At 46.8% G+C, this 11521-nt stretch carries 10 protein-coding genes; 1 reads left to right on the top strand and 9 read right to left on the bottom strand.

From position 1 onward, the window contains the following. Positions 1 to 5 precede the first annotated feature (5 nt). From ABWV76_RS03025 to ABWV76_RS02990, 8 genes are all read right to left on the bottom strand, one after another. Entirely contained in the window at positions 6 to 1853 is a 1848-nt protein-coding gene (locus ABWV76_RS03025; protein ID WP_353375180.1) for an acyl-CoA dehydrogenase family protein, read from the bottom strand. Next, the gene (locus tag ABWV76_RS03020; protein WP_020415018.1) at positions 1846 to 2865 is read right to left on the bottom strand and encodes a hypothetical protein; all 1020 of its coding nucleotides are present in this window, start codon (positions 2863 to 2865) and stop codon (positions 1846 to 1848) included. Before ABWV76_RS03020 ends, ABWV76_RS03025 begins: the two co-directional genes overlap by 8 nt. A 2-nt stretch (positions 2866 to 2867) precedes the next feature. Then, positions 2868 to 3407, bottom strand: a complete 540-nt coding sequence (locus ABWV76_RS03015) for a hypothetical protein (RefSeq protein WP_353375179.1) — start codon at positions 3405 to 3407, stop codon at positions 2868 to 2870. Next, the gene (locus ABWV76_RS03010) at positions 3404 to 4240 is read right to left on the bottom strand and encodes a hypothetical protein (protein ID WP_020415016.1); all 837 of its coding nucleotides are present in this window, start codon (positions 4238 to 4240) and stop codon (positions 3404 to 3406) included. Before ABWV76_RS03010 ends, ABWV76_RS03015 begins: the two co-directional genes overlap by 4 nt. Continuing rightward, positions 4237 to 5277 carry a hypothetical protein gene (locus ABWV76_RS03005; protein WP_353375178.1) on the bottom strand — a complete coding sequence of 347 codons (1041 nt, stop codon included), beginning with the start codon at positions 5275 to 5277 and terminating at the stop codon, positions 4237 to 4239. Before ABWV76_RS03005 ends, ABWV76_RS03010 begins: the two co-directional genes overlap by 4 nt. A 3-nt stretch (positions 5278 to 5280) precedes the next feature. Next, a complete protein-coding gene (locus ABWV76_RS03000) occupies positions 5281 to 6429 on the bottom strand; it encodes a type III PLP-dependent enzyme domain-containing protein (protein ID WP_353375177.1) in 1149 nt (382 codons plus the stop codon). Between the two features lie 128 nt (positions 6430 to 6557). Further along, positions 6558 to 8027 (bottom strand): class I adenylate-forming enzyme family protein, encoded by a 1470-nt coding sequence (locus tag ABWV76_RS02995; RefSeq protein ID WP_282950924.1) that lies wholly within the window; start codon positions 8025 to 8027, stop codon positions 6558 to 6560. A 635-nt stretch (positions 8028 to 8662) separates the two neighbouring features. After that, positions 8663 to 8899 carry a hypothetical protein gene (locus tag ABWV76_RS02990; protein WP_282950925.1) on the bottom strand — a complete coding sequence of 79 codons (237 nt, stop codon included), beginning with the start codon at positions 8897 to 8899 and terminating at the stop codon, positions 8663 to 8665. A gap of 47 nt (positions 8900 to 8946) precedes the next feature. Between ABWV76_RS02990 and ABWV76_RS02985 the strand changes: the two genes are divergently transcribed. After that, complete coding sequence (locus ABWV76_RS02985) at positions 8947 to 10452, top strand: DUF1254 domain-containing protein (RefSeq protein WP_020415012.1); 1506 nt, start codon at positions 8947 to 8949, stop codon at positions 10450 to 10452. On the opposite strand, the gene ABWV76_RS02980 is transcribed toward ABWV76_RS02985, so the two are convergent. Then, positions 10446 to 11495, bottom strand: coding sequence for an AraC family transcriptional regulator ligand-binding domain-containing protein (locus ABWV76_RS02980; protein ID WP_353375176.1), 1050 nt, complete (start codon positions 11493 to 11495; stop codon positions 10446 to 10448). The genes ABWV76_RS02985 and ABWV76_RS02980 overlap by 7 nt on opposite strands. Positions 11496 to 11521 lie beyond the last annotated feature (26 nt).

Raw genomic sequence — 11521 nt, 5'->3', positions numbered from 1 at the left:
TACAGTTACTCCACATCACTGAGCAGTGAGGCCCAAACCGGCGAGTCGACCCCACAGAAAGAGTCAGGGTCTTGAATTACCTCCAGCGTAAACCTGCTTCTGGGCAACTCATTGCGAATAAAGAACTTGGCACTAAGTATCTTTGACTCGTAAAAAGCTTTATCTGAATCTTCTTTACTCAATTTGCTGGAGGCTGCACAGGCGGCTTCGAGTAATAACCAGGACAGGGTAATATCCCCCATCATGTGCAGGATACGTGTACTGTACGCTGGGATTTTAAACATCTCTTTGGTCCGGACCCAGACATGAACAGCCTTCAGGGCTGCCTCCAAGTGTTCAAAGGACTGCTTCAGATGATCAAACTCCCCCTTGAATTGTGGGAAGTCTGCCGCCCTGCCAATAAATGCGTCGATTTCAGTCTTATATACCTGAAAGAGCTTGCTGGAATTGCCCAGGCCGAGCTTGTCTCGAATAAGGTCCTGGCTCTGGATATAGTTGGTGCCCTCCCAGATGGCCAGCACTTTGATATCTCGGGCATACTGCTCAATACCCAAACTTTTCAAGTAACCCTGACCACCACAGGTTTGAATCGCCAGCTCGCAGATTCTCCAGGCCTGATCACTGATATAGGCCTTAACAACTGGAGTAAGTAGATTTACCAGACCCTGATGGTGGGCTATCTCCGCTTTTCTGTCGGCATCACCGGCAAAAGTTTTCAGGAGACTTTCCGAAAGGGTCAACTTGGCAATCAGCGCACGACAGCCTTCCACCTTGGATTTCATCTCCAGCAACATACGCTGAACATCCACATGCTCAACAATATTTACACGGCTGGCTGTTGAGCTGAAACTCTCATGGAACCGCTTGCCTTGAAGACGCTTACTGGCATAGGCCAGCGCATTGTAATAAGCAGAGGAAGCCATCCCCAGTGCATAAACACCGGTACTTATCCTGGCCTGGTTCATCAGGGTGAGAAACTGTAGTAGGCCGACATTCTCTCTGTCGCCCAACAAATAAGCCCGACATTGGCCTTTTTTGCCAAAAGTCAGATGGGTATTGGCGCAGCCTTTAAAACCCATTTTATCAGCCAGGGATATACACTCCACGTGATTGAAAGCTCCCAGGCTGCCATCCTCTTCTACCCAATATTTGGGCACTATAAAGCAAGATAACCCATAGGTACCTGATCCGCTTTTCTCTCCTCTGCCCATTACAAAATAAATGGTATTACCTGTCAGGTCATGCATACCGGCGCTGATCAGATATTTTTCACCACTTAGTAAGTAAGTGCCATCTTCCTGGCGAGTAGCTTTGGTTTCCACCAGGGAAACGTCACTGCCAGCCTGAGGTTCAGTCAAGCAAAGACAGGAAGTCCACTCGGAGGTTGCCAGCTTGTCCTTGAAGAGCGCCTTTTGGATATCACTGCCGTACTTTTCTACCAAAGTGGCGGATGGCAGGCAGAAACCTCCATATGTCATAAAACTGGGGTTGGCGCCCATAAACATTTCCAGGAGCATCTGCATAACGAAAGGCGGCAGACCGGTATCCTGTGCCCCATCCACAGCAGCCATATTCCCCCACTCCTCCTTGAAACGTTTCCACATTTCAGGAAAGGCACTGGGGAGTTGAACCTTGCCATCTACAAGGTGGCAACTTTGTTCATCAGCTTCCTGGTAACCTGGCCCTAAGACTTGATAGGAAAACTGCTTTCCACGCAACAAAATATCATCCAATATTTCTGGCGTACAATTTTTATATAGCGGGTGCTCAAACAGGGTTCGGGCTTGGTGAAACTGGTCTTCAATCAGGAATTTGAATTCCCTTAAATCAGCCTTGTAGATATTTCTACCCATGTTTGGCTCCTTGATTCTCTAAAAGGGATCGCCAGCTGCCAGAATTTAGCACCCAGTGAAATATTTGATTGTGCCTTCCCCGATACTTTCTTTTGGGGTAACTCAAGGCTTCACGTACATGTGGAAGGTAATCCTGCCCTAACGTGTCTCCGATATGCTGCGCCGTACTAAAATCGGAAAAGGCATCCTCCAAAGACAGCGTCTCGGTATGGACCAATCTGGAAAGCAATCTAGCTCGGTCGATTGCGGGACTCACTACCTTTATACACCCTGCTCTACCACCACCACCGAGTGTTATCAGCCAAAGATTCTCAAGTTTTTTCTCAAGAAAGTACTTTCTAATCTCAGCTAGCGGTTTGATACTCAAATAATGCAGGCCATCCTTTTCAATACTTGGCAGCCAGGTTGACCTTTCTGCGCCAGAGAATCCTTTCAATAATCCTTTGGCCCACTTGGATTCAATATCAAAGGAAACTACCTGACTCGCATCATCGAAATTGACGGACATGATTCGCTTTAGACTCTTTACCAGCTCGTGTGCGCCAGTCAATGACGGGGACTGCGATAAAATGTCACAACTTGAAATCTGACAGATGCTCTGCTCGTGATATTTTCTGGTAATCCAGGTGACTGCTACACCGGTAATTACACTGAGGCCATCTTGTCCTGCTTTCACACCTATGCCCAGGGAATCCAGGCATTCCTGCTGACGCTCCTTACCCACCTCCAGGTTGATAATCAACGCATCAGCTTCAGCTCGCCGTGAATAACTAAGGATCGCTGCATGAAAGCTGGTACAAGCACTACCTACGAAAAGAATATTGTGGGCGGACTCTTCCAGCTCCGTAATAAACTGCATTACGCGCTGCTCGAGCAGCACATTCGCCTCCCCGGCAGACACGATATAGATAAGCTCAGGAAGTTCAGCAAAACCATCCAGATACTGATTCAGCGATTGTACTAGCTGCTCCGTCTCCCCTTTATTGTCCAACCACAGGCTTTTGATATACATGTCTACGCGGTCCTGTCCTTGACTGTCGTTTCTACAGCATCAAATCCAACGGCTTTTAATTTGGTTGAAATACCTTCCACTAAATTCCAATGTAAATCGGAAGGGTCCTGCTCGCAGGCAATTCGAATTTGGATTTTATTATTCCCCGCCTCTAATGGATGCCGAGGGAGTGTGTCTTCAATAGCAATATATGGTTTTCCTTCACGTTGAAGGAATGCCTCTTCAGCGCGTACATCCTGTAACATCAAGACCTTCTCATCGAGAAACTCTTTAGGCATGCGCCCACCTGCAGGCATTTGTATCCTAAGCAGGCACGTATCAATCCTGGCTTCAAAACTCTTAATACAACCGAGCAACTCGACGATCAAACGATAGTGCTCGGCAAAGTTCAGCATCATCGGGTTACTATTCACCGGAAGAATAGATATCGCTTCGAAATCCTCTTCCCTATGTAAAGGCAAAGTCCTGGCTGCACAGAGCTTAGGTAGATCTGGGTATGGATTACGAACCAGCGTAGCAGTAATTTCTATCAATTTACTCATACTGCCTCCGACAGATAAAAGGTGCTCTGCTGGTCAACACACACCTCTGCCGTACAGTAGTAGCCATTTAATGCAATAGAACAGGCCAGTATTTTTTTTGGCTGATGAAAATCACCATTGACACCGTGACAGATAATATTCAACCAGGGATCACTACCAAAACAGTGACCCCACCTGTCATGTAAATCGGGCAGTTGCTTGAAACCATTGAGCAATTTGGTAAAAATTTGACGAATATTTTCTGGGAAGAATGGCAATGATAATGTGAGGTCGTCCCTACCAGCTGCCATTTTTCGGATAATCGTTGCAAACTCGGGGGTTGTATTATAGGTAACAGCACAGCTTGCAGTGATATCATGTTTTTCAAATGATTCCACTTCCAATAGCAAAGTACAAAGACCAAATCCGCTATTTCCCCAGTTTTCATTACTCTGCCAAAAACTTAAGTCCAGTACATTGGCATCCAGAATACTGACCATGACATAACGGGCATCAGGGTTCTGTTTTAAATAATAACGAAGGCTATAGCCCCACGAGGCGCATTCATAAGTATTCACAAAGCTGGTCACAGGGACATGCTGCTCTTTTCCCACAACATTCAAATCACTCTCCGCAATAGCGCCTGTTGTAAAGGGCAATTCGATCATTGTTGAGCAAAGAAAGTGGCGACCGATCTCTTTCCTTATATCCGGGGAAATTGCTTCAAGTACACGAGTACTCTGCTCAAAGAGAATTTCACTGACGTGAGCAAAAGCACTACGGAGACTTCCGCTCGATGAAAAAGTAATACTTTCGATAGGAGTGAAAGCGGCAGACTTCAAATACAAACTCATACCCGGTGCCCTTTCGCCTTGCTATAGATCTCGAAAAAGCAGCGGTAGGAGCTTCCTTCCATTTTGGTAAATGCCAACAAGTCACGCTGGCGAGCCTTATTTTTTACCTTGCCAGAAGCCACTATATCGAGAAGCAGTTCATTACTGGCAAACTTTGTCGCTAATACCCTGTTTACACTGTGCATTGAAAAGATCGTTGCCGAAGTCTGCTCGTTGCACAGGTAAATGAGGTATTCAATATGCCCCTGATCTGTAACTGAGAGCTCTACCTCTCCCTGATCTTTTAACCACAGCACAAAGTGCATCAAGGACTTTACAAAACGGGGACGAACCAAAGTAAGGAAACGGTTAACACTACCCAATCCCCCCTTACTGAGTAATATATCTTTAGAGACTTGCACACTGCCTTGACAATTACCAAGCTGCAGCCTGCCATCCAGGAAAGGCTTTCCAACAGGTAGCTGTTTTAATTCAGCACAAAGATCAGGGGGCAACATCACCGTGATTGGGAATGGACGCGCAGCCTGTTTCGCTACAACCATGGCAAACCCAAGTTTCTGGGCTTCAATACCATGCATCTTATTAACATTGAGTACCAAGCCCTCGTCACTATCCTTAAGCTCAGTCTTCCAACTTTGCAGGCTGGGCCCGCCGGGGTCCGTCATTAAGAAGTGGCCAAAAATCCCCCCCTCTACCCAATGGTTCACCTGCGCTAATTGCTCATCTGTGGCAGTCAGGCTCATCATAATGGAGCCAAAAAGCCCGATCATTTCATGGAAATGCCCCGAAAGCCCTTCATCCCGCACCCTATCAATAATCTGATCGATTACGTAGGTCTGCTCAAACTGCTCTAAAGGCTGCTTTACTGAGGGCTCCCTAAGCGGAGCCAAGTCAGTCAGCGGGTCTTCAATAATCATCGAGGCATCAAATAAGCGAATGCAGGCCCGCTCCAGCAGGCTCTGAAAGGTCGCAGGAACAGGCGAAATCGATGCGAGCTGGTCAGCGACAAAGCCGCCAGCAATGGATTGCAATTCCATGAACTACTCCATCAGGTAGGATTTTGCGGACGGCAGGCTTAGGAAAGGAGCGACGGTATAGCTCGCGTTATAAGCACCACAATGACTAAAAATAGCCAGGTCTCCAGGCTTTACCTCAAGCTCTTTAACCTCACCGATCACATCCTCTTTGTTACAGGATGTGCCGACCAAAAAGCAGCTACCGGCCTCTTCCTCAGGTTTAACTACAGTGCCTTCGCGTAAGACCAGGGGTTGCGAGAATCGCTTGAAAGCACTTTCCGTTTTGGCCAATAGAAAATTCTGGGCCATCCCCCCGTTACAAACACCGTAACGGCGCCCTTCTATCGACTTCACATAGCGCACTTCAGTAACAAAGTAGCCAGCAGACTCCATAATGGCCCGCCCGCTTTCATGGATAATACTGATATGGGAAGGAAATTCTGAAAGAAGACTTCGATATTGGTTAAAATCAAAATTCTCATCCTCCCAGTTCGAATTGAAGCCACCTCCAAGGTTCACAAGCGAGAGCGGGTAGCCTAGAGAATCCTCAAATGTCTCTACAATTTTTAGTGCAGCTTGCGCAGTAGAGTTAGCAAGCTTGGCAAAACTATATGATCCGCGGAAAACATGGAAGCCAGCAACGTCCAGGCCATACTCCTTACAGATTTCAAGGGCTCGAATTGCATCTTCCCAACTCAAACCAAAATGATCTTTCCGGATTCCAACTGGAGGCTCTACAAACTGATCGAGTGTGCTTGGATTCAGGCGCAATATCAGGGGTTTGATCGGCCTCTTGCCCTGAAACTCTCTGATAATTTCCAACTGGAAAAGGTTATCTACTACCAGAGTACACTTACTGGCTATGGCGGCCCGAATAAAGCTTTTGTCCGCTGAAGGGTTATTGATGTAACGGGGACTCTCACCTCTCGGTAGAAGATTCAATTCCCCCACAGAGGCGATCTCGATACCGTCCTCAAAAATATGCCCACAGCGTACAATGAGATCGAGGCAACTGTTTGCCTTCAACGAGTAAATCAGGGATGTACCCAATTGTTCCTTTAGCTTGCGATAATTATTAGCAACATCTTCAATCGAGTATACGTAACAGGGCGTTGAAAATTGTTGTCTATTTTGGTCAAGCTGGGCAACAAGCTTTTCCAAGGAAGCGTTCATGGTATCCCCTAAAGAAATTCAATGTCATTCTTATAATGCGCTTATGTTTCAATCGTATTGATGACTAATAAGTCTCAGCGCTTTTTATTTTTGTATCATTGCAAATAGCCAGAATTAGAAACTCTAACTCAGGCCTGAAACTCTTGCTGCAGTAATTTTCTATCCACTTTACTATTGGCCGTCAACTGAATGCTCTCAGCAAATTTTATTTCCCGAGGTGTGTAATCAACATCCAGATTTTCTTTTAACCACACTTTAAACTGCTGCTGATTTTCCGGCGTATTTTCATGCAGTTCAACAACACAAACGGCAATTTCACTTTGAAATTTATCTTTTGAACCCATCACCACATTGAGGTGTACCTGCGGGCAAGCATCAATAAGGTTTTCCAGGTCTTTAGGGAAAAGGCAGAATCCTGCCTGCTTGATCAGGTCTTTGGAACGTCCCTTGAAATAATAAAACCCTTCATTATCCCTGCTGAACAAATCGCCTGTCGCAAGCCAGTTATCATCTCGATACAGGCCATGCACAATTGTCGCACCGCCCTGGGCATTCGGATCGTAATAAGCCTGCATTACCGCTGAGCCACGTACATACAACTCACCGACTTCGTTTTCTGCTACTTCGCGATAGCTATCTGCGTCACTGTCATATTGAAAAATTCGCGCATCCAGACCGGGAACCGGTTTCCCAACCGACCCCATTTTCTCCTCCCAAAGCTCAGGCTCCAGGTACATGGCCCTTTTACACTCAGTAAGTCCATACATTGAAAAAACGTTGAGTTGCGGGCAGTACTCTTTCCAGGCCCGAATCACATATTCAGATAAGTGACCGCCGGTATTGGTGATACTTTTCAGCAGTGAAAGATCCGGCTTCACCAGAGAAACCAGCTTTACTAATGCTGCCCCCATGGCAGGAACGATCGGTAATATCGTGATTTTATTCTCAGAAAGTGCCTTTAACGCATGAACTGGATTAAAGGGCTTATCATAGAGGACCGTCGTGCACTCTTTGTAGAGGGCAAATAGCACCTGGTATAGACCGTAGTCAAAAGATAGAGGTGAGAGACAGAGAATCCTGTCCTGCTCAGTTAAGCGCAGGTACTCTGTGATTGACTCCAGTGAGGTCAGCACATTCTGGTGGGTGAGCATTATTCCTTTGGGCCTGCCCGTGCTACCAGATGTATAAATAATCAGTGCCAAATCAACCCCGGTTACCTCTGGGGGCGCACAAAACTCGAAACGTCTCTGCTCTGAGCGATAAGTCTCTAGGGAAACAACATCACCATCTTTGAAAATTACCTTCGCATTACAGTCTGAAGCTACAGATTGCACCGCAGCTTCGCTCGCATCACCTTTAACTGGCACTACGGCCAGTCCAAGTCGCCAAGCGGCCAGCATAACGGCTACAGTAAAAATATCGCTGTGTGCCCTGACAACAATCCTATCCCCGTTGATGAGACCTAGACTCTCCTGTTTCAACAGGGCCAGGGCCTCCTCACAATGTGAGAGGGTCAATTTTTCGCCGGTCAGGCTTTCCAAGCTTCCATGCCAAGAGTTAGCGACAACCTTATCGAACAGGTCGGCAAGCGAGAACATTCTTAGTCCAATTAATTATTCTAAATTTTTTAACTACGGTTTCCCCAGTTGCTCTTCAAAAACTTTCGGGGTCACCTACATGGGACGATCATTTTATAAAGTTAGCTCTCCATAATGACAAGTACTATCTTGAAATCCTGTGATGAAGTTTTTATTCAGCTACTTGAAATTAAGAAAAGTCAAAAATTGTTAGACATTTTTTGTTTTGTCTATCCGCGACAAACAGACAAAACGAACTCTAAGAATAAAGTTCCCAACCATTAACATGAGCTGAAATTAAATCTTTTTCGTCCACAAAAAATGACAACAAATCTTCCAGTAAGAAAAAAAATCCGAATATTCATGCAATTATTTCAATTAAAAAATGGCTGCCCACTCTACCTTTAGCAAGCCGATTAACTGCCCGCGATTGACAAAAAAAACATATACTAATGACATTTTCATTCAAAAAATTTTTCTTTCCTGAACAACCTTTAATTCATTTTTAATCAGGAAGTGATCAACCATTATAAAGACCACTTAACATATTCGCTCAAAGCTCTTGATGAAATTAATATTATGAGAGTGTTATTCCCAGGTTTTTACAACTTGTCCCTGCATGAATTTCTACGTAATACGCCATCTGTCAAAACATGTTATAAATTTGCGCCACTTCTGAAACTGACAAAGAGTCCATCAGTAGAAGCGACTAATATGTAGTTGCCAAATTCTCTTTTATACGCGCCAGTAAATGACACCTTTTTACTTCTAAAGGCTTCCCTGCGCGGAAAATAACTTACAGATGAAGCATTGGAAGCTATTGCCTTTCCTGTCATTAATCTACTCAAAGGCAACCTCACCAATGGAGGAACAGAATTTGAACCACCGGTCATGGCTGCCTCTCCAGCAAGTACGTCCTTGCATCCACGGTGGGTTTTTGATGGCCCTCTTTTTATTTACCTTTTACTTACCCGCTACTTTTGCTAGCACAGACGTCGGCCCGGAAACCATAGAGTCCATCAGCACCCCGGATAAAGTCGAGAGTAGTATCGGTTTATTAAAGTTTCGCGACGGCGCACCTTACCCTGAGACAGCTGAAAAGCTATATGACTATCTGGACCATATGCGCGCGGTAGATAGCTTCCTGAAAGGTATTCAGGGAGCATCAGTACATGCACTCATGAAAGGTGGGTATGAACTCGGCGCCAAGTCGGCCCATGAAGTGCTGATCTTTGATCGACTAATGAATTCCGAATCCCTGTTCCTTACCGGCAATACATCCACCATCTACACCCTGGCCTTCCTGGACCTGAAGAGAGATGGCCCTACAGTTCTACACGCACCACCGAATGTGATGGGCGCATTCAATGATGCCTGGTTTCGCTATGCGGAAGACATAGGTAACTCCGGCCCCGATAAGGGTCGGGGAGGAAAATATCTAGTCCTGCCACCCGACTATAAAGGCAACCTTCCCTTCGGTTACTTCCCTGTATATCCTCGCTCTTACCGGGTATGGGTCTTTATGCGCTCTCCCAGCAACCAGGACTTGGATGAAGCTGTACAGAGCGTTAAAGACAAACTGAGGATCTACCCCCTCTCCAAGAAGAATCACCCTCCGCGCATGGTGTTTATTAGCGCCTCTGGCAAGGCCTTCAACACCATCCACCCCAACAACTACAAGTTCTACAAGCACTTAAATGAGATCATCCAATACGAATGGATAGGAATGCTAAATCCGGAAACTCGCGGCTTGTTTGCCTCTATCGGCATTGAGAAAGGTAAGGCTTTTAGCCCTGATGAACGCATGATCAAGATACTGACCGATGCAGTTGGCATCGGTAATGGCATCGCCCGATCTATTGTCTGGTACCCACGCACAGACAAATCATTATCCGATGTCAAAATCTATCCGGGCACCGACAGCGCCTGGGTGATGGCCTTCCCGGGTAAAAATATTTTCTTCAATGGGCCCGATGGTAAAACGATTAACAGTGATGCCCGTGTTAGCTACTTCTACCCTTACACCGGTGTCAGCCCAGCGATGACAGCCATCGAGCCAGGTAAAGGTTCTGACTATGCCATTGCCTTTGTCGACGAAAACAAAGAGCCCTTTGATGGCGCCAGGAAATACAAACTGCACCTGCCACCCGATGTACCTGTCAATGCATTTTGGGCGGTTAACATTTATGACAGCCAAACCCGCTCCCAGCTAAAGACAAGCCAGGAGTTTCCCTCGGTAAGCAGCCAGAGCAAAGGTATCAAGAAAAACACTGATGGTTCTTACGATATTTTTTTCGGTCCCGTAGCGCCGAAAGGATTTGAAAACAACTGGCTGGAGACAGTGCCGGGTAAAGGCTTCTTTGTTATTTTGCGCCTATATGGCCCATTAGGCCCCTGGCTGGAAAAGACTTGGCGCCCCGGAGAGGTTGAGCTAACAGACTACTGATCTGCAGTAGCCAAACCTTTACGCTCTAAAGCTTGCGCACGAGTAAGGCGACGCCGATGGTTGCGTGGCGTATCGGAAAACCAACGCCTACAGGAGCGCTGGAAAGTACTCTGCTCGGCATATCCTAATAAACCCGTTATCTGCCCCAATGCAAGACTGGCATCTGAGAGATACTCTGCCGCCAGCTCCCTACGCACCAGATCCAGTAAGCTATCAAAACGCAGACTTTCATCTGCCAAGCGCCTTTGTAGAGTGCGGGGGTGCAAGCTCAGGTGATCAGCAACCACCGCCACCTGATATTTTCCCGTTGGCAACAACTGCCGTAATAGTTCCCGCACTCTGGTACCCAGAGACGCTGCTGATGAGGAAAATTGCTGCTCCAGATAGCAGGTAGCCAAACGCTTGGTCACGGGATCGGCAGAGGGCAATTGACTATCCAACTGGTCAGAGGGAAACTCCATAGCACAGTAGCCCGACTGGAATTCCACTAGACAGGAAAAGTACTCGTGATAACGTTGCCTGTTGGAGATCGGACTGTGCGGCAACAAAACCCGTTGTGGTGCAGCATCCGCCCCCATCAGCATACGTAACATTGCCAATGCATTACCCAATGTCTGCTCATGGATTTGGGTAAATCGTGACAAAGCTGGGTCAAGTAAGTTAAATACCAAGCGCTCACAATGCCCGTCGCCTACAGGCTCCAGACGCAATTGGGTTGCCGGGCTATGCAGAGGCATAAATCTACCTACCGCCTCCACCGCCTCCCTTGGCGTTGTAGAGTTGCAGGCAATCACAGCGATTCCCCCCAGCCTGTCTACTCCCTGATGAAAGGCAAGGCGCAGCGCAAAGTCCTCACACTGTAATCGCTGTGCGGAGACTTCCAACAAACTCGCAACATCGGCATGGGACAAGAGACGAGTGTCGGACACCACAATATCCTGCGGTATATTGAATTCAGTGAAATAGCTAGCGGTATTACCACCCAAAGCCTCCACTAATTCGCCATATCCCGTGAGCACACTGGCTCGTATTACGCTTCCCACTGCCCCTCCAAAACGCCTCTGGCGCC

This window comes from Microbulbifer sp. NBRC 101763 (assembly GCF_040371615.1).
Lineage (GTDB): Bacteria > Pseudomonadota > Gammaproteobacteria > Pseudomonadales > Cellvibrionaceae > Microbulbifer > Microbulbifer variabilis.
The sequence above is the reverse complement of the archived record's forward strand: the minus strand, read 5'-3'. Positions and strand labels throughout refer to the sequence as shown.